18 protein-coding genes and 2 pseudogenes are annotated in these 17,579 nt (G+C 60.3%); 7 read left to right on the top strand and 13 right to left on the bottom strand.

Translation table 11 applies throughout. The annotated features are described in order from the left end of the window. From tnpC to aepY, 3 genes and pseudogenes are all read left to right on the top strand, one after another. Nucleotides 1-1,351: pseudogene (gene tnpC / locus AYJ54_RS47100) on the top strand (IS66 family transposase); the annotation flags it as partial. After that, nucleotides 1,348-1,587, top strand: a complete 240-nt coding sequence (locus tag AYJ54_RS12080; protein ID WP_063699133.1) for a hypothetical protein — start codon at nt 1,348-1,350, stop codon at nt 1,585-1,587. The pseudogene tnpC and the gene AYJ54_RS12080, both read left to right, overlap by 4 nt. Before the next feature lie 476 nt (nt 1,588-2,063). Beyond that, the gene (aepY, locus tag AYJ54_RS12075; protein ID WP_082905621.1) at nt 2,064-3,278 is read left to right on the top strand and encodes a phosphonopyruvate decarboxylase; all 1,215 of its coding nucleotides are present in this window, start codon (nt 2,064-2,066) and stop codon (nt 3,276-3,278) included. A gap of 37 nt (nt 3,279-3,315) precedes the next feature. Here aepY and AYJ54_RS12070 read toward each other — a convergent pair whose 3' ends face one another. After that, nucleotides 3,316-3,750, bottom strand: coding sequence for a VirK family protein (locus AYJ54_RS12070; protein WP_063677105.1), 435 nt, complete (start codon nt 3,748-3,750; stop codon nt 3,316-3,318). Nucleotides 3,751-4,190: 440 nt separating this feature from the next. On the opposite strand from AYJ54_RS12070, the gene AYJ54_RS12065 reads away from it, so the two are divergent. Continuing rightward, complete coding sequence (locus AYJ54_RS12065) at nt 4,191-4,547, top strand: integration host factor subunit beta (protein WP_063677104.1); 357 nt, start codon at nt 4,191-4,193, stop codon at nt 4,545-4,547. A 68-nt stretch (nt 4,548-4,615) separates the two neighbouring features. Continuing rightward, entirely contained in the window at nt 4,616-4,798 is a 183-nt protein-coding gene (locus AYJ54_RS47095; RefSeq protein ID WP_201723640.1) for a hypothetical protein, read from the top strand. Nucleotides 4,799-4,825: 27 nt separating this feature from the next. Here AYJ54_RS47095 and AYJ54_RS12060 read toward each other — a convergent pair whose 3' ends face one another. The 9 genes from AYJ54_RS12060 to phnG all read right to left on the bottom strand — a co-directional run bounded on the left by AYJ54_RS12060 (nt 4,826) and on the right by phnG (nt 12,829). Further along, complete coding sequence (locus AYJ54_RS12060; RefSeq protein WP_136623636.1) at nt 4,826-5,449, bottom strand: GNAT family N-acetyltransferase; 624 nt, start codon at nt 5,447-5,449, stop codon at nt 4,826-4,828. A 598-nt stretch (nt 5,450-6,047) separates the two neighbouring features. After that, nucleotides 6,048-6,830, bottom strand: coding sequence for a phosphonate ABC transporter ATP-binding protein (gene phnC / locus AYJ54_RS12055; protein WP_063699131.1), 783 nt, complete (start codon nt 6,828-6,830; stop codon nt 6,048-6,050). Between the two features lie 270 nt (nt 6,831-7,100). Continuing rightward, a complete protein-coding gene (locus AYJ54_RS12050; protein ID WP_063677102.1) occupies nt 7,101-8,258 on the bottom strand; it encodes an alpha-D-ribose 1-methylphosphonate 5-triphosphate diphosphatase in 1,158 nt (385 codons plus the stop codon). Nucleotides 8,259-8,270: 12 nt separating this feature from the next. Beyond that, nucleotides 8,271-8,969, bottom strand: coding sequence for a phosphonate C-P lyase system protein PhnL (gene phnL / locus AYJ54_RS12045; protein ID WP_063699130.1), 699 nt, complete (start codon nt 8,967-8,969; stop codon nt 8,271-8,273). Nucleotides 8,970-8,977: 8 nt separating this feature from the next. After that, entirely contained in the window at nt 8,978-9,775 is a 798-nt protein-coding gene (phnK, locus tag AYJ54_RS12040; protein ID WP_063699129.1) for a phosphonate C-P lyase system protein PhnK, read from the bottom strand. Then, nucleotides 9,768-10,655, bottom strand: coding sequence for an alpha-D-ribose 1-methylphosphonate 5-phosphate C-P-lyase PhnJ (locus tag AYJ54_RS12035; RefSeq protein WP_063677099.1), 888 nt, complete (start codon nt 10,653-10,655; stop codon nt 9,768-9,770). The genes phnK and AYJ54_RS12035 overlap by 8 nt, the downstream gene beginning before the upstream one ends. Then, nucleotides 10,652-11,749, bottom strand: coding sequence for a carbon-phosphorus lyase complex subunit (locus AYJ54_RS12030; protein ID WP_063677098.1), 1,098 nt, complete (start codon nt 11,747-11,749; stop codon nt 10,652-10,654). Before AYJ54_RS12030 ends, AYJ54_RS12035 begins: the two co-directional genes overlap by 4 nt. A gap of 4 nt (nt 11,750-11,753) precedes the next feature. Next, complete coding sequence (gene phnH / locus AYJ54_RS12025) at nt 11,754-12,362, bottom strand: phosphonate C-P lyase system protein PhnH (protein WP_063677097.1); 609 nt, start codon at nt 12,360-12,362, stop codon at nt 11,754-11,756. Further along, a complete protein-coding gene (phnG, locus tag AYJ54_RS12020) occupies nt 12,359-12,829 on the bottom strand; it encodes a phosphonate C-P lyase system protein PhnG (RefSeq protein ID WP_430641425.1) in 471 nt (156 codons plus the stop codon). Before phnG ends, phnH begins: the two co-directional genes overlap by 4 nt. 97 nt (nt 12,830-12,926) lie before the next feature. Between phnG and AYJ54_RS12015 the strand changes: the two genes are divergently transcribed. Beyond that, nucleotides 12,927-13,829 (top strand): LysR family transcriptional regulator, encoded by a 903-nt coding sequence (locus AYJ54_RS12015; RefSeq protein WP_063677096.1) that lies wholly within the window; start codon nt 12,927-12,929, stop codon nt 13,827-13,829. A gap of 289 nt (nt 13,830-14,118) precedes the next feature. Here the strand turns inward: AYJ54_RS12015 and AYJ54_RS12010 are convergent, their stop codons facing one another. Both AYJ54_RS12010 and AYJ54_RS12005 read right to left on the bottom strand, forming a co-directional pair. Further along, nucleotides 14,119-14,475 (bottom strand): type II toxin-antitoxin system RelE/ParE family toxin, encoded by a 357-nt coding sequence (locus AYJ54_RS12010; RefSeq protein WP_063677095.1) that lies wholly within the window; start codon nt 14,473-14,475, stop codon nt 14,119-14,121. Between the two features lie 7 nt (nt 14,476-14,482). Next, nucleotides 14,483-14,770, bottom strand: a complete 288-nt coding sequence (locus AYJ54_RS12005) for a type II toxin-antitoxin system ParD family antitoxin (protein ID WP_027554688.1) — start codon at nt 14,768-14,770, stop codon at nt 14,483-14,485. A 608-nt stretch (nt 14,771-15,378) separates the two neighbouring features. Here AYJ54_RS12005 and AYJ54_RS47090 point away from each other — a divergent pair. Continuing rightward, nucleotides 15,379-15,585 (top strand): annotated as a pseudogene (locus AYJ54_RS47090) (transposase); the annotation flags it as partial. A gap of 160 nt (nt 15,586-15,745) precedes the next feature. Here AYJ54_RS47090 and ltrA read toward each other — a convergent pair. Next, the gene (gene ltrA, locus AYJ54_RS12000; protein ID WP_201724175.1) at nt 15,746-17,029 is read right to left on the bottom strand and encodes a group II intron reverse transcriptase/maturase; all 1,284 of its coding nucleotides are present in this window, start codon (nt 17,027-17,029) and stop codon (nt 15,746-15,748) included. Nucleotides 17,030-17,579 lie beyond the last annotated feature (550 nt).

Raw genomic sequence — 17,579 nt, 5'->3', positions numbered from 1 at the left:
GCCGTGGCCAAGACGACGACGGTGCGGGGATTTACCCGCAAGCGCGCCGAGCGCCAGACCTTCCCCGAGCACCTTCCCCGGGAGCGGGAGGTAATCGATGGGCCGACGGGTTGTGAATGCTGCGGCAGCAATCGCCTTCGCAAGCTCAGCGAGGACGTGACGCAGACGCTGGAAGTGGTGCCGCGCCAGTGGAAGGTGATCGAGACGGTCCGGGAGAAGTTCTCCTGCCGCGACTGCGAGAAGATCAGCCGGGCGCCGGCGCCGTTCCATGCCATCGCTCGGGGATGGGCTGGCCCGAGCCTCCTGGCCATGATCATGTTCGAGAAGTTCGGTCAGCATCAGCCGCTCAACCGCCAGGCCGAGCGCTACGCTCTGGAAGGCGTGCCGATCGCACTGTCGACCATGGCGGATGCCGTTGGGGCGGTCTGTGCCTCGCTAGATCCGTTGCTGCGCCGCCTTGAGGCCCAAGTGATGGCGGCCGAGCGCCTTCATGCCGATGATACGACCGTGCCGGTGCTGGCCAAGGGCAAGACCGACACGGGCCGGTGCTGGATCTACGTCCGGGACGACCGACCGTTTGGGGGCGCGGACCCACCGGCGGCAATGTTCTATTACTCACGCGACCGCAAGGGCGAGCATCCCCAGGTACATCTGGCCCGGTATGCCGGCATCCTGCAGGCCGACGCCTAGACGGGTACAACCAGTTCTATCTGGCGGGGCACCAACCCGGACCGATCCGCGAAGCTGCCTGCTGGTCGCATGGAAGGCGCCCGTTCTTCGCCATGGCCGAGATCGAAGAGAATGCGCGGCAAGGCTGCGGGCAAAAGGAAATCCTGCTCTCTCCGATGGCGATTGAGGTCGTGCGACGGATCGACGCGCTGTTCGAGATCGAACGCTCAATCAACGGCAAGAGCGCCAAGGAGCGCCTTCAGGTGCGGCAGACGCTGAGCCGGCCCTTGATCGAAGACTTGCAGGTCTATATGCGCGAACAGCTCGCCAAACTGTCCCGCGGCCAAGACCTGGCCAAGGCGTTCAACTACATCCTCAAGCGTTGGGCGAGCTTCACGCTGTTCCTGGAGGACGGGCGAGTTTGCCTCTCGAACAACGCCGCCGAACGAGGCTTGCGAGGCATGCATTTGGCCGGAAGTCCGGGCTGTTCTGCGGCTTTGATCGCGGTGGACGGCGTGCGGCGGCCATGTACAGCCTGATCGTCACAGCGAAAATGAACGGCGTCGATCCGCAAGCTTGGCTGGCCGATGTCCTTGCCCGCATCGCGGCCCATCCGGCTCATCGACTCGACGAACTTCTGCCCTGGAATTGGACGCCAGCGCTCTCCGCTCAAGCCGCATGACCACCCACGTCAACAAGGTCCATCACGTCACTACCATTACCAAGGTCGCGAAGGACCTCGGCGAAGATGAGGACTGGCTGTGGGACATCGCCAACGAAATGGAAATCGAGGACGGCGTCATCTGGGTCTATGGGATCGGAGAAGACGGCGTCCAGGCGTTCACCGACTTCGGAATCGAGAACCTCATCGAGCTCATCAAGTTCTATAAAGAGAACCCTGGACTGCTCAGGCGGTAACTCTGCGGCCTACGCCGAATGGGTACGAAAGATGCGCCGGCGCGACAGAAACTCGGTGGGCGCTCGGGCCTACCGGGAGTTACAGCCATCTGAGACAACTGAAGGAACAACTTGCCCAAAAAGCGCTACGTTCGCGCAGGCCCGTTAACGCTTGGTTGGGCGTTTTGTCCTGGTGCGGCGGCGAGGATCTCGAGGCTTGGGCGACGACGAGACCTATCCTTCGAATGGCTGCGCAGGCGGCAGGCAGGATTGGTGATGGTGCGCGGGCGAGCCTACGGCACGGTCGGGCCCGGCTATGCACACGGCCGCGACAGGCGTCGCGCCGAACTTGGGCCACTGATCGATGCGCTTCTGCGACGCGGCGATGGCCGCGATCGACCAGAGCGTCGGCGGCTTGCCCGCACATATTGGGGCGGCGCGACAGAACGTAAGTTATGTCTGCGAAGCCGCAGATCTGTCCGCGGCTGGAGGTCATCATGCTTAGCGCAGCAAATTTCGTGGATGCCGCTCTGCTGTCAGGCTTTGACTTTTTCACGGGTGTTCCCTGCTCTTTACTAACGCCCTTGGTCAATGAGACGTGCAGCCAGTGCGACCTGTCATATGTCGTTGCGACAAGCGAGGGAGAGGCAGTCGCCATAGCCGCAGGTGCGTACCTCGCGGGAAAAAAGACGGTCGTCATGTCCCAGAATTCGGGCTTGGGGAATATGGTTAATCCACTAACCTCTCTGAATTTTCCGTTTCGGATCCCGACGCTCTTGATTGTCACTTGGCGGGGTCGGCCAGCTGAGCCTGATGAGCCCCAGCACGAACTGATGGGACGAATTACGGCATCCATGCTCGCTCTTCTTGAGATTCCGATGAGCGTTCTGCCCAGTGACGAGAATGTGGCCGAAACTTTTAGGGCGATCATTTCGCCGGCGATTGCATCCGGGTTATCTTACGCGCTGATTACGAAAAAGGGCGATTTCGCAGAAACCTGCGCGTCGGAGAGACAATTTGCTCCGAAGCCTGCCGGAGCTATTGAACGTTGGTGCGAGAGCAGCGAACGGCCAACACGGGTATCAGTCCTCGAGCACTTATTGGGATCGGTGGCTGACGATACAGCTATCATCGCCACCACAGGGAAAACCGGGCGGGAACTTTACACACTGCAGGATCGAGACCAGCACCTCTACATGGTCGGCGCAATGGGATCCGCCAGCGCGGTCGGATTAGGGGTTGCCATGAATTCTCAAAAACCTGTCATCGTCGTTGACGGTGACGGGGCGGCTCTGATGCGCATGGGTACCTTCGCTACAATCGGTGCGCGCGGTCCCGAGAATTTCCTTCATATTCTCCTTGACAATGGCGTTCATGATTCCACTGGAGGACAGCGAACTGTTTCCAGCCAAGTAGATTGGGCTTCGATTGCAGCGGCCAATGGCTACCGCCACACCATCTCAATCGCGAGGATTGAAGACTTTGCGCGAGCACTTGACGCTCTTCAGTCGAGGCCTGGTCCGAACTGCCTTCATGTGCGCACTCTCCCCGGCTCCATCGAAAATCTCGGACGGCAGAAAGTGGCGCCTCACGAGGTAGCGGAACGCTTCTCAAGCTTCCTACGCGGACGGCAGGAACTTGGCCGCGGCAGATTACCGGACGATGTAACCTCGATGAGGGCGCGGCGGCCATTTTCCCCTAGAACGGCATAGAGGATGGCCGCAGCAACCGCCGCAGTCCATTTTCCGATTACCAGACGAACTTCGCGCCGTCCGGCAGCTCGCAGACGAATTCGCCCTGGTTCACGAGCTCAGTCGCCCCGGCGGTCAGCTTGGAGGCCCGCACTGTGAGCTTGCCTTCGCGGCTAAGGTTGTGGCGAATGTATTCCGTCACCGCATGCCCGGAGCTGTCCACGGTCTGGTGCGCATCTGAGAAGCTGATACCGTTTTGAGCAGTCACCCTGAAGGCATCGATAGCCACTCCGCCCTGCACGGCAGGGCCGGGCTTGCTGCCATCAATGGTGGCACAGCGGTTGAGATCCAGTAGGACCCTCACATTCTTGCCAGCTTGCAGAGCGCCGAGCACCTCGGCGAATTTCGGCGAGGGCTCATCCGCCCTGACGATCGTGCTCACGGCCGAAACCAAGTAGAGCACGATCGACAGACGTCTGCCACTGAAGCGCATTTGCTTTTCTCCTGTACATGAACCAACGGACGCGCAAGCGCCACCGTGCCTGATGCCCTGTTCGCAAGCAGCTTTTTCCCGATTGCAGACATCACGCACGTCACATTCGTGAACAACACGTGTCGCAACTGCGCGCAAGTGGCTGCGAAGCCCAATCTAACGTCACAAATGCGTATGTAAGATTTTGGATTTTCGCACGCCGCGCGCATCACTCAACGCGGTGACCCTGTCGTCAATCACGATGCGACCGTTTGACATGCCGATCACGATATCCACGCGCCAATTCGAGCGAAAGTAAGTAGCACCAAGGTCGCGCAACAGGCGTCACTGTCGCGCTCGCGCGAGAACTAGGACGCGTGGTGCGCGTCGGTTGCACCACTTGACATGCGTGGGGTATTTCGAGAAATGATCGCGTAAGCAATCTATGGACGCTGCTGTCGATGATTAAATCTGAGCTCGTGGGGCGTATCGCCGGGAGAAATCCGCATCTCTATCAGCGAGATGTCGAAAACATCGTGAGCGCAATTCTCGCTGAGGTCACAGCTGCGCTCGAGCGTGGCGATCGGGTTGAGCTTCGTGGTTTTGGAGTCTTTTCCATCAAGCAGAGGCAGCCTCGTCTTGGTAGAAATCCGCGAACGGGCCAGTTCGTACAAGTCGACAAAAAGCACTTTCCGCTTTTCAGAGCGAGCAAGGAAATGCGGAAGCGCCTGAACCGTGATGCGAGGCAGGAGACCAGAGCTTCCGTGGAGATAAGCCAAACCACAGACACTGCTTACAATCAAGGCCAACGCAGCTGAACCATGTTCCTCCTGAGTCAGCACACCGGTCACCGCTCTCCCCTAACCTGCCACGGACGCAGGACACGTTGAGCGTCGATGCCGCTCGCGAGGTCGAGCGATTTTTGAATCGGCGCGATGGCCACAGGGACGCCCCGCGCGTCTCATTACCTGGCCTTGCTCGTGAGATTGGCGTCGGTTCGATTCACCTCAAAGATGAACGCCAGCGTCTCGGTTTTGGCTTTAAAGCCCAGGCGGTTCCTATGCTGTGATTCGTCTGGTGCTTGAGGAGCCGATTGTCAATTTGATTGGTCGATCGACTTGAGGCTGAAAGTTGTAGGTTGCTCTAGCCTACCGTCTCGTCCTCCATGACGATGAAGGCTAGAGCGGGATGGTGCGCGTTGCTGCCGATATTCCAACCGCGATCGCCCCACTGGATTACCTTGCGCACGCGGGCTGGCGTTGGATTGCAACGGCAACTTCAGGCGTGGGCCAATCTCTGCAAAACCAGCCTTGAAGTATAATGCCAAGCCGGGGTTGCGGCTCCACATCGGCTGCCTCGGCGCCGCTAGTTCGAGTTGGCTCCAGCCCTTTTCCGTCCCCAGGCCCACAGCAGCCCCAATGAGACGCATCGCGACCCCAGATGATCGCTGGTCCGGCACCACGTAGAGTTCGGTGATGGTGGCAAAGGTTCCGCGCGCGAAAAGGGCTGCGGTTTCCGACAACATGATGACGCCGACAGGCCGCTCCTCTGTGAAGGCCAGAAACCCATAGACGCGCTCTTTCATGGCGAGTAGTTCGGCCACCAGCTGTGTGTCTGGTCCGGATTGTACTTGGCCCGCCCCAAGTTCGGCGAGTAGGGCCGCGACCATGTGGGTCACCGTTGGGGCATCATCGACAGATACTTCACGCGTGGTCACCATAAGTGGTCCTCCTCCAAACTCAAGCGACATAACACTTGGTCCGGCGGCAGCATCGGGGCGGAGCCTGCCGCAGCATCCGACCCAAAGCGAATATGCTGGAATGTTGAAGGTCGGATGACGTCTTGGTTCACACGGTTGCGAGGTGATAAAATCCTCGTGTTGCTGTGTTGCTCCAATTAGGCTGAAAACACCGCCGGAAACTCAAAAAATAACGTGTCGACAACATCGTCATAATACGGAGCACTCATTCTTCGACGGATCCTCGTGGTGCGACACATCAGAGGGCGCTCTACTCATGCGAGAACGTCGCAGGAGCGGGACTGGCCGCTCTCGATCGGCCAGCGGAAATCCTCTCAGACAATCTTCGGATGCGCGAGTCCAAGACAAGCTATTTTTGGCCGCGCCGGGATAATCAGTCTTTTGTAATTTTCGAGAGGACGAATTGAATTTTGCGCACGACGTAAAACGGCGCAAGAGCTCCACTTGACGATGAAATCGTGCAAGTTGTCGTGCCGCAAAGCCATTTAGCCAATCCTTCTCGAGTGTGCTGTCTCGTCCTCGAACTGTCTTGCACGATCAAATCGTTTGCCTCGATGCCTCAAGCAACTGGCGGCTTGGCGGCCCGATCGGGACCGATGACCTCATCAGCATCCATCCCGTAAAGTTCGCGCGCGGCAGCGTCGGTTAGTGCCGCGGGAGTGCCATCAAACACGACCCGTCCGTTCGCCATGCCGACCAGCCGATCGCAATATCCACGCGCTAAGTCGAGCGAATGCAGATTGCACAACACAGTGAGGCCAAATTGTCGGTTGACCAGCGCCAAAGCGTCCATGACGATTCCCGTATTGCGCGGGTCCAGGGAAGCCACTGGCTCATCAGCGAGGATGATTTCGGGGTCCTGCATCAAGGCGCGGCAGATTGCCACGCGCTGCTGCTGGCCGCCGGACAGCTGGTCGGCCCTCTGCGATGCCAGGCCGGATATATCGAATTGATCGAGTGCAGCGAACGCCAATGCGCGATCCTCGCTGGACCAGGTCTTGGTGACGGCGCGCCAAAAGGGCGTCTGCGTCAGTCGGCCCATCAGCACGTTATTGAGCACATCCAGCCGGCCGACGAGGTTGAACTGCTGGAAAACCATGGAGCAACGCCGACGCCAGTCGCGCAACTGGCTCCCCGACACCCCTGTCATATCTGCATCGCGCCAGATGACACGGCCAGAAGTCGGCTCAGCCAGGCGATTGATGGTACGAAGCAAAGTGGACTTACCCGCGCCGGAACGGCCGATAACACCGACAAACTGCCCGGCGGGAATAGACAAGCTCACATCCTGAACAGCACATGTCTTGCCAAATGTCGTGGTAAGGCCTTCTAATTTCAGCATAGCCCGCTCTCGGTAACTTCGCCTCGCACTAGCAGACACGTGGGTGTGTCTAGGCGCCGCCCGGGCTTGTGAAATTCCTCCGGGCAGACCAAAACTCTCGCTTCAGCGGCAGAAGCCCCTCGCGTCACTGGCCGGTGAGCGAAGACAATACTCGTCTCCCCGAGGAAGCCGGTTTGCGCGGACGATAGTAAAACGTCCTCGCCGGCCACTCGGACAGACCGGTCGCCCCTAGATCAATGGCGACCGCCGTTTGCGGCGCTCTGGCCGCGCTCATGCGACGCGCCGGCCTTCACGCCAGACACTGCGCACGATCGGAACATTGCTCGCGGAATGAACCCGGATAAGGTCGGCACGTTTTCCTGCCGCGATCTCTCCGCGGTCGGAGAGCCCGATCGCTTCCGCCGGTGTCTTTGTCACTGTGCGGATCGCGGCAGGCAGATCAATGGAGGGGACATGATGCGGCAGCCGCAGGGCTCCCATTAGCAGGCTGGACGGGATGTAGTCCGACGACAGGATGTCCAGCAGGCCCTCGCGCGCGAGATCGACGGCGGCGATATTGCCGGAGTGCGAACCGCCGCGCACCACGTTCGGGGCGCCCATTAAAACATTGATGTTGGCCGCGTGCAGACCACGCGCAGCTTCCAGCGTCGTCGGGAATTCGGCCAGGACAACGCCCTCGCGGACCGCATCGGCAACATCTTGCTCGGTCGTGTCGTCGTGGCTTGCGAGCGGAATCCGGTGGTCTCGTGCCAGCGCGACGATCTCGCGCATATTAGTCGCGGCGTGGGCCTTCTGGTTGGTCAAGCGCTTCTCGAACAGCAGGTCGAGCTCGGCGTCTGTCTTACCGCCATCCTTGCGGCGGTAGTAATCGCGCAGCTTGCCTTCGTCCCGGAACTGGCGCTGTCCCGGCGTGTGGTCCATCAGCGACATCAATCGCACATCGGGGAGGCCAGCGAGCACCGTCGCCTCGTCGACGAGGCTCGGCATCGGAAGCTCGCACCGGAGGTGGAGGAAGTGATCGGCGCGCAGAAGGTTGCTATCACGCGCGGATGAGATGGCCGCCGCCAGGATGGATGCGCGCCCCTCAACTTCATCCACATCGTCCTCGCGCCAGGCGCGCAACGCGTCGAGCACCGTTGTGATGCCAGAAATCGCAAGCTGTCCATCGTAGGAGATCACGGCAGCCATCGGATCCCAGAGCACCTTCGGACGCGGCGCGAAGTGCGCCTCGAGGTGATCGGTGTGCAGCTCTATAAGCCCAGGCGTGACCAGGTCGCCGCCGACGTCCTCCGCGCCTGCGGGCGCCCTACCGTCGCCGATCTCTGCGATGTGGCCGCCAGCCATGGCGATCCAGCCTCGCTCAATAACCTGGTCTACCAGCACGATCCGGGCATTGGCAATCAAGGCCTCGCTCGGCCGCTTGCACATCCTATTTGCCCTTCAGGCCGCGGCAGTGAAGCCGGTCACATCGATGATACGGTCGGCAATCTGTCGACGGACCTCGTCGTCGTGAACGATCGCAACGATGGCTGTTCCTTTGCGCTTCGTCCCCGCGATCAGGCCCACCACGACGGCTCGGTTGGCGGCATCGAGCGAGGCAGTCGGTTCGTCGAGCAGCAGGATCGGAAGATCCGAGATGAAGCCGCGTGCGATGTTGACCCGCTGCTGCTCGCCGCCGGAGAAGGTCGCAGGCGGAAGCTGCCAGAAGCGCTCGGCAATATTGAGCCGATGCAATGCCCTGCCTGCGCGATCATTGGCTTCAGCGCGCGTCACGCCATTCGCGATCAGCGGCTCTGCGACGACATCAATGGTCGCAACACGCGGTACGGCGCGCAGGAACTGGCTGACATAGCCGATCGTGGAGCGCCTGACATTGAGGATCTGACGCGGCTCAGCGGTAGCGATGTCGATCAATGTGCCCTGATGCCGGATGTCGACGCGACCACCGCCGCAGCGGTAATTGGCAAAGATCATCTTCAGGATCGAGGATTTTCCGGCGCCGGAAGGGCCGGAGAGCACGACGCACTCGCCGGCATCGACCTGGAAATTCACGCCGCGCACGACCGGCAGCTCGATACCGCTCTGCAAATGCATCGTGAACGTCTTTTGCGCGTTCGTGACGTCGATCATAACGCTCATTGGAAAGCTCATGGCGAGAGAATGGAGGAGACAAGCAGTTGGGTGTAGTGTTCCGCAGGATCGTCCAGCACTTGATCGGTCAAGCCGGTCTCGATCACTTGCCCGCCTTTCATGACCAACAGACGGTCCGACAACAGCCGCGCGACCGCTAGATCATGGGTCACGATGACGACTGCCAGATGCAGCTCTCTCACGAGATTACGCAGAACATCAAGGAGACGCGCCTGCACCGAGACGTCAAGGCCACCGGTTGGCTCGTCCATGAACACGAGCCTCGGCTGGGTGACCAGATTGCGCGCGATCTGAAGGCGCTGGCGCATGCCACCGGAATAGGTCCGCGGCGTATCGTCGATGCGCGCGACGTCAATTTCGACGCGCTCAAGCCAACTCGACGCGGCGGCGCGGATGCGGCCATAGTGGTTCCACCCCACTGCCATCAGCCGCTCGCCGACATTGGCGCCGGCCGAGACCGCCATGCGCAGGCCCTGCGCCGGGTCCTGATGCACATAGCCCCAATCCGTGCGAAATAGAAACCGGCGTTCGGCTTCGCCAAGTGTCGAGAGATCGCGCGTGACGCCGTCGCGCATCCGGTAAGACACGCGTCCCTGGCCTGACGATTGCTGGCCCGACAGAATCTGGAGCAGCGTCGACTTGCCGGAGCCGGACTCGCCGACAATAGCCAATATCTCGCCGGGATAGAGTTTAAAGGAAACATCCTGGCATGCGATGATCTTGCCGAAGGATTTGCTCAGATCGTCGGCGATCAGCAGCGGCTCATCATTCTCGCGTAGGTTTTGATTAGCCACGTGCCGCCCTCTCCTTGTACGGGGCCGAGATCAGGCTGCCGGTATGGCCAGCCGCTTGGCGGCCTTCGCAATAATCACTGTCGGAGCACACGAACATGCGGCCGCCCTTATCGTCGGTGACGATTTCATCGAGATAGGAGTCTTCCGAACCGCAGAGCTCACAAGGTGCGTTGAAGCGATAAGGCACGAAGGGATGATCCTCGAAGTCGAGCGACACGACTTTCGTGTAAGGTGGGATCGCATAGATGCGCTTTTCCGTCCCGGCGCCGAACAATTGTATCGCCGCGCAATTGTCCATCTTGGGATTATCGAATTTTGGCGTCGGTGACGGGTCCATCACGTAGCGATCGTTCACCTTCACGGGATAGTCGTAGGCGGTGGCGATGTGGCCGAACTTGGCAATGTCTTCGTAGAGCTTGACGTGCATCAGCCCGTATTCAGCGAGCGCGTGCATACGCCGCGTCTCGGTCTCGCGCGGCTCAAGGAAGCGAAGCGGTTCCGGGATCGGCACCTGGTAGACCAGCACCTGGTGCTCCCCAAGCGCCCTCTCCGGGATACGATGACGCGTCTGGATGATGGTTGCATCCTCCGTTGCAGTCGTGGCGGCAACACCGGCGGTCTTGACGAAGAATTTTCGGATTGAGACCGCATTGGTGGTGTCGTCGGAGCCCTGATCGATGACCTTCAGCACGTCGGCAGGTCCAATGATCGCGGCCGTCACTTGCACGCCGCCGGTGCCCCAGCCGTAGGGCATCGGCATCTCGCGGCTGGCGAACGGCACCTGGTAGCCGGGGATCGCAATCGCCTTCAGCAGTGCGCGGCGGACCATCCGTTTGGTTTGTTCGTCGAGATAGGCGAAGTTATAGGCGGGCGAGCTCATTCCGCGGCCTCCTCGACCAACAAGGCTTCGTTCGCATCGGCGAACTCCTGTCGCAGCTTGCGCACCAGACCGAGCTCGGACTGGAAGTCGACATAATGCGGTAATTTCAAATGTTCGACGAAACCGGCCGCCTGGACGTTGTCCGAATGTGACATGATGAACTCCTCGTCCTGGGCAGGCGCGACAACGTCCTCGCCGAGTTCGCGGGCACGCAAACTGCGGTCGACCAGCGCCATCGACATGGTCTTGCGCTCACTGTGGCCGAAAGAAAGCCCATAGCCGCGGGTGAAGCGCGGAGCTTCCTTGGCCGAGCCGTTGAACTTGTTGACCATTTGGCATTCGGTGAGCTCGATCGAACCCAGTGGCACAGTGAGGCCGGCATCCTCCGCAAAGAATTCGACCTCGACCTCACCGAAGCGGATCTCTCCGGCAAAGGGATGACTCCGGAAATAGCCGCGCACGTTGGAATAGGCCATCGCCAGCAGAAAGCCCTCGTCACCCCGTGCGAGATTCTGCAGGCGCACGTCGTGCGCAGCCGGGAAACGCAGCGGGTCGCGCGTGAGATCGCCCGTGATCTCCGCTCCTTGCGGCGAAGGCTCGATCAGCCCGTCACTGCCGAGGATGTCAGTGATGCACGGCGTTGACAGATCGGCCGCCTCAGTAATGGCCGGCTCCTCAGGAATAAAGCCTTGTTCGAGCGCGGGATCGAGCAATCGATGGGTATAGTCAAACGTCGGACCAAGGATTTGGCCACCCGGAACATCCTTAAAGGTCGCCGAAATGCGCCGCTGGACACGCATGTCGCCGGTATTGATTGGCTCCGCCGAACCGAAGCGCGGCAGCGTCGTACGGAAGGCGCGCACCAGAAAGATCGCCTCGATCAAATCACCGCGCGCCTGCTTGATCGCGAGCGCCGCAAGCTCGCGGTCGAAGAGCGATCCCTCGCTCATGACGCGATCAACAGCGAGGCTAAGCTGCTCCGAAATCTGATCGAGCCTCAACTCAGCAACGTTCTTGTCGCCACGCCGCTCATGTGCCAGCAGGCGGTGGGCGTTCTCAATGGCGCGCTCGCCGCCTTTCGCTGCAACATACATTCGTCTAGCTTCCTTTTGTGATAAGCCGCGTGGTGCGCGGGATCGCAACCACGGCATCATCGGCCACTAGGATCGTGTCGATGCCACGGGGAAAGAGCACCTCGTTGATGCGCAACTGCTCGAACAGATCGGCCGGCTTGATCGTCGCCTGGAGGGTCGCTGTGCCTTTGATGCCTGGACCACGGAGCTCGTAGGCGCACCCGGCATTGAGGCTCTCGGCCTGCACGATCACCGTCGTCGATCGATCCGGATAGTCGACGCTGCCGAAGGCAAAATTCTCCAGTGCCGGCAGACGCCCGCCATCCGCAATCAGCGCAAAAGCAGCCATGCCGCAATCATGGACCACGGGCGCGCCAGTGTGGAACTTTAGCCACCTCGGGACATCGGGACTTTCAGCTATCTGCGCATCGAGCCAGAGCGGCGTGTCGTGATCGAACAGCGTAAGCGCAATGGCCGCCATGGCGGGCGTCATCGGAGCGGGTGCGTCGGCCAGCGCCGCGATCCGCTGCACCGAGGCTGGACGCGCCATCGCATTCATCACAGAGCGAAATGTCGATTGCGCCGACAGAACTTTGTCGCCAGGACCTGACGGCATTTCCGCGATTGTGCTCATGACGTCGCCTCTCCGCGTACCATGGTGTAAAAATCAACCTTTGTGGCCGCCGCCTGGCCGGCCCGCCGCTGACGGCGCCCAAGGAGCCTCAAGCGGAGCGGTGCGGCGACCTTTTCCTCAAGCGTGGCAGCAAACTCCTGCGACTGCAGCAGCGCATCGCACAGCGCGATCAGCTTTGCCTTCTCCAGGTTGCGACCGAGCGCATAGCCGAAGCCGATTTCGCCACTCGCAAGCCGCACGGCGGCGCGCGATACTGTCGCCTCGCCCAGATTGAACGGTGCCCCATCGCCGCCGATACGACCGCGCAACATGACAAGCCCGTTTTCCGGCTCGCGCAGATTTTCGTAGGCCGGCAAGGAAATCGCGCGCAAGTGCTCAGCGATCTCACTGAGAACTGAGTGCGCCAGCACTGTCATCAGTGCCTTGCGCTTGATGTTTTGAATATCGCTTTGAGTCACCGTCACCACCGCCTTCGCTGCGATCTGGGACCGTCATAGCTTCCACGGACGTTTCGGCAAAACGAGTAATCTTGACGTCATTCGTGAGAAAAACTATCAGATCCACATGTCACGCGACCTGCCGCCTCTATCGTACCTGCGAGCTTTCGAGGCGACAGCCCGGCTCGGGTCCATGACCCGGGCAGCGGAGGAACTCGGTCGGACGCACGGAGCTATCAGCAAACAGCTGCAACTCCTGCAGGAGCATCTTGGCTTCCGCCTATTCGAAAAAGTCGGGACGGGCATTAGGCCCAATCGATACGGTGAGGCGCTTCTGACCACTGTTACGGACGTCCTCGACCGCCTGGAGCGCGGCTATAAGAACGTGCGAAACCTCGCCGGCGAACCCAACGTTCATGTAGCCTGTAGTGCAACGTTCGCCATGAGGTGGCTCGTCCCGCGCCTTTCGGAGTTTTACAGGCAACATCCCAATTGGCGGATACAGCTCACGATGCATGCTCACAGCAGGAGCGTGCAACATGATGGCGTGGACGTCAGGCTGAGTTGGGATCGGCTTTCATTCCCAGGCGAGACAGTGGGGGCTCTTCCTCTGGCCGACGTCGTATTTGGCCTTGTCTCTGCACCCAGCTATCCGCTCAAAGCTCATGTTGCGCGGCGCAAAATCTCGACGCGCATTTCGCACGACGCGACGCCCGACATGTGGGATCGCTGGCAATCTGCTGTCGGTCTCAAAGTCGCTTCGGAGTCGGAGTTGAGCTTCCCACATACTCACCTCTGCATCAGCGCGGCAGCGGCTGGGTTGGGTGTAGCGCTTGTGGAACACCGGCTGGTTTCTGAAGAGCTTGCGAGTGGCAAACTCATCGCCCATCCGCGCACGCTTCGCATCGCGAACGGGTTTCTCGCTATTCCAAATCCTGGGCGAGAGGCATCCCCTGCGACAGCGGTGTTTCTTTCGTGGCTCCGCGAGATCCTAGCCCAGAAATCCTCCACCGTGGTCGAAAGTCGCTGAAAGGGCCAAGCGCTCGTTGTTAATTGCGAGGCTTGTTGATAGCCATCACAACGCGTAGCGCAGCCTGCATTAGTAGGACGAACTGGACGTTTGGGATGAGAGGGTCGATTGAGATACCGAATCCGTTGACCTTCGAAGGTCGATCGGCTTAGGCTAAGATAGATGCACCCGTAGCTCAGCTGATAGAGCGCCACACGGTCGAATCGTGTCGGGCGCGCCACTTACAATTCTACGCCAGAGCACGCTGGCGCATCCAGAGGCGCGCCGGCGTTCCTGCGATGCGCCAGCTCTATTCGGTGCTCTCGTCGGGGGCAGATGAGACGTGCCGGCGAAGGTCCATTCTGTCGTGGAGGATGCGCACGATTTCGATCGTGCTGTTCGGCACGACCCGGTACATCAGGAAATGGCTCCCCCGACGGCTACGCCGCGCAACGTGGAGCGTGCGAAGGCCTGGCATGATCTCGTCGCGAGCCTTGGAGCCAGCTACATTGGGACCATCAGCAAGTTCGCCAATCGCCTGAATAAGGGTGTCCCGATAGACTCGAGATTGTCGCGCGCCAAAATTCTCAGTGGTCCATTTGAGGATGTTGGCAAAGTCGACCTCCGCGGCAGCGCCGAGACGAACGCGCCATCTCTGGTCGGCCATGAGGGCTCTATTCGGCGGTTCGGGAGATGACCTTCTCCGAGAGGTCATTCAAAAAGGTTTGCAACTCCTCGATATTCCCAAATTCTTTGAAGTCTCCTCGATCCAACGCGCCGACACCGGCGCGAGCCGCTGCCCGCAGGGCTTTCAGCTTGCCCGCGTCCTCCGCCTCGCGTTGCTCCACGAGCCGCAATCCATCGCGCAGCACTTCACTGGCGTTCTGATAACGCCCGGACTTGACGAGGGTCTCAAGGAGCTCTTCCTGGCGCTCCGTCAGCACGACATTTCGGGTGGGCATCGGCATCCTCTCAGGTGATCGAAAAGCGGGCCCGTATGGCATATTATGCCATACGGGCTTGATCAGCTCAACCCGAATATTGGCGCATACCCTTCAACCGCCGCGCGTCGAAACAATAGTGCCCATCTTCATCGGCCGTGGCGCGCCATGGTTCTCGATGGCAGATGAGGCCAGTTCTTCCCTCCAATTGTCGCAGTCAGGCTTTACACAACGCCAATCGCTGATGCCAAACAAGAGCGTCCAAAGTGCTCCTTTTGAGGCAGATGAGCGCGGCATCTGATGAAGTTGGGGCGCGATCGTCGCCCAAAAACAAGTTCAACGCTTGCGATTGGTCGAATACCAGATATCCCAGGCTCGATGCGCCACAGTGGGTAGCCCCGGGTCCTGTCCTTTCGTCCAATTCGTTGCACTTTCGTCGCCCGGGTGAACAGGTCGGTCGGGACCGACCTTCGACGCTAGCACAAATGAGGACAGACAGTTTAGCGCGAATCAGCCAACCATGGAGCCTGGAGCGCTCAAGCTCAGATAGTGGGGCTAAGCTAGGGTCTGTACCTAAATAGCGGTCTCTGATTCCCTCGCACCGAATTGATTCGGTACGGGGGACTTCGATGCGCAAGGGGCTGTTCTGGCTGAACGACAAGCAGTGGGCTCAGATTGAGCCGCATCTGCCAACGAACCAGACTGGCCCGGCGCGCGATGACGATCGACGCATTATCAGCGGTATCATTCACATGCTTCAGTGCGGGGCACGCTGGCGCGATTGTCCACCCGACTATGGTCCTTACACAACGATCTACAATCGCTTTAATCGCTGGGTAGAGTCGAGATGTGGCGCGGTGGCGGTAGGCTGAACATATCTGTTTGCCGCCTCTTTCGTCTGGCGGTGCCTTAGTGGTTCACCCTTGGCTCCGTTTCCACATCCCGCTCATCGAACCGGACAGGCAGATTTCCCGCATCCGGCTCTCGGACAAGACTTCAAGCCTTCGCCCACGGCATGTCGCGCCCAAGCGCGGTTAGGCGTACGAGCCCGAAGTACCCATAGAGGTGCGAGAGTGGATAGGTCCCGCCCCTGCGTCGCCTGACCTTGTGCTTGAAGCGCAACCACCGGCGCAACCGCGCAGCCGCGTAGTTGTCGAGCGCCCGATACGCTTTGGTGACGGTGCCTACTTTGAAGTAGTTCGCCCATCCGCGCAGCGTGCGGTTCAACTGGCCTACGAGCTCCGTGGTCTCTTGCCAAGTTCCTGATCGGGCGGTGACCGTGTGAATGCTTTCGATCACGCGTTTGATGCTCTTGCGCGATGGCCGGTACCCCAGGCGCGCCTGGCCGGTTTTCGCTGAGTACATCCGCCCGAACGTGTAACCCAGGAAGTCGAACTCTCCTTCCGGCACCTTGCAGATTCGTGTCTTCTCCTCGTTGACCATCAGCTTCAGCCTTCCCATGATCCTGCGCAGTTGTCGCAAGGCCTCTTCAGCTTTGCCCCGCCTGCGCAGGATTACGAGATCGTCGGCGTAGGTCACGATACGAGAGCCGAGGCTTCGCTCCAGCCCGAGCATCTTCCATCCCAGCACAAACCGGCGCATGTAGAGGTTAGCCAGCAGTGGTGAGATGGGTGAGCCTTGCGGGATGCCGCGCCGGTTGTCCCGGGCCTCGGTCGTCCGTGTCTTTCGTCCTCGATCGTCGGTTTCCTCCACGGGACACTCCAGCCACATCTTGATCAGATGCAGCACGCGCCGATCCATGATCCGGCGCGCCACCGACTTGAGAAGGTCGGTATGCGGAATGCTCCCGAAGTAGTCCGCGAGGTCGGCGTCGACGACTTCCGGGTGACCACGGAACAGCTGCGCTTCCACCTCGACCACCGCCTGTTGGGCATTTCGCCCGGGACGGTAGGCATACTGCTCTGGTGGAAGATCGGCCTCGAAGATCGGTTCCAGCACCAGCATCGCTGCGGTCATGCAGACCCGATCACGCAAGGTCGAGATGCCCAATGGCCTGAGTTTGCCATTGGCCTTCGGTATGTACACTCTTCTGATAGGGTCCGGTCGATACGTCTCCTGCCTGAGCGCAAGCGCCAGTTCGCCAAGCCACCGCTGCACCCCATACGCCTCGATGTCCGCGAAGTCCTGACCGTCCACGCCCGGTGCGCCCTTGTTGGAGCGGCATTGGGCATAGGCATGGGCCAAGATGTCTTCCCGGCTGATCTTGTCGTACAGGGCGTAGAAGCGGTAGCCAGCTTCTGCCTTCGCTTTCGCGTGCAACGCCGTCTGCAGTTTCTGAACACTCTTCGGAGTTGATAGGTTGCCCAATCCCCAGGTCCCTCACCACGTCTTTGCGTTCGTCTTGAACTGAGGTCCCTTCCCTCCCCCGGCGTTACCCGGTTTCACCGGTACTACGAACCCCTCCGCATCCCCACGGCGCCCGGCCTATCCCTCGCGGGCGTCCGGTTGGTCATCCCTGACCACGTCGTGGGGCCTCCCGTGTTGCGTACGCTTTCCTTGTGTACATGCCGTCGCCACTACCCCGGCACAGCGACTGGAGGTATTGCTTCGCTCACTTCGCCCCAGTCGTGTCAGCCTTCCCTGATATGGCCGTCAGGTCGGCCTGTGCATCGTCCTTTTCGAGGCTTGCTCGGCGTTCACTCGCGTTACGGCCTGCACACTCGCGCGGTCACCGTATATCGTGACACGCTATCCGAAGGCTTCAGCCACTTCGTCACCTCCATAGCTGCTCCGGTTGCTTCCGGCTGGAGCGTTTGCCGGGTGGGGCTTGCACCCACTGGAAAGCGCCGCCTTATCACGGCGCACGCCA

The organism is Bradyrhizobium centrolobii (assembly GCF_001641635.1).
GTDB classification, from domain to species: Bacteria; Pseudomonadota; Alphaproteobacteria; order Rhizobiales; family Xanthobacteraceae; genus Bradyrhizobium; species Bradyrhizobium centrolobii.
This window is presented reverse-complemented; position numbering and strand designations above follow the sequence as displayed.

Excerpts from the sequence above, each read along its gene's own strand:
- AYJ54_RS12050 (WP_063677102.1), bottom strand. The coding sequence starts at position 8,258 with ATGTGCAAGCGGCCGAGCGAGGCCTTGATTGCCAATGCCCGGATCGTG.
- AYJ54_RS12065 (WP_063677104.1), top strand. The coding sequence starts at position 4,191 with ATGATTAAATCTGAGCTCGTGGGGCGTATCGCCGGGAGAAATCCGCAT.
- AYJ54_RS12005 (WP_027554688.1), bottom strand. The coding sequence starts at position 14,770 with ATGCCCACCCGAAATGTCGTGCTGACGGAGCGCCAGGAAGAGCTCCTT.
- AYJ54_RS12070 (WP_063677105.1), bottom strand. The coding sequence starts at position 3,750 with ATGCGCTTCAGTGGCAGACGTCTGTCGATCGTGCTCTACTTGGTTTCG.
- phnH (WP_063677097.1), bottom strand. The coding sequence starts at position 12,362 with ATGAGCACAATCGCGGAAATGCCGTCAGGTCCTGGCGACAAAGTTCTG.
- AYJ54_RS12060 (WP_136623636.1), bottom strand. The coding sequence starts at position 5,449 with ATGGTGACCACGCGTGAAGTATCTGTCGATGATGCCCCAACGGTGACC.
- AYJ54_RS12015 (WP_063677096.1), top strand. The coding sequence starts at position 12,927 with ATGTCACGCGACCTGCCGCCTCTATCGTACCTGCGAGCTTTCGAGGCG.
- phnC (WP_063699131.1), bottom strand. The coding sequence starts at position 6,830 with ATGCTGAAATTAGAAGGCCTTACCACGACATTTGGCAAGACATGTGCT.
- AYJ54_RS12035 (WP_063677099.1), bottom strand. The coding sequence starts at position 10,655 with ATGAGCTCGCCCGCCTATAACTTCGCCTATCTCGACGAACAAACCAAA.
- aepY (WP_082905621.1), top strand. The coding sequence starts at position 2,064 with ATGCTTAGCGCAGCAAATTTCGTGGATGCCGCTCTGCTGTCAGGCTTT.
- phnL (WP_063699130.1), bottom strand. The coding sequence starts at position 8,969 with ATGAGCGTTATGATCGACGTCACGAACGCGCAAAAGACGTTCACGATG.
- AYJ54_RS12010 (WP_063677095.1), bottom strand. The coding sequence starts at position 14,475 with ATGGCCGACCAGAGATGGCGCGTTCGTCTCGGCGCTGCCGCGGAGGTC.
- AYJ54_RS12080 (WP_063699133.1), top strand. The coding sequence starts at position 1,348 with ATGACCACCCACGTCAACAAGGTCCATCACGTCACTACCATTACCAAG.
- AYJ54_RS12030 (WP_063677098.1), bottom strand. The coding sequence starts at position 11,749 with ATGTATGTTGCAGCGAAAGGCGGCGAGCGCGCCATTGAGAACGCCCAC.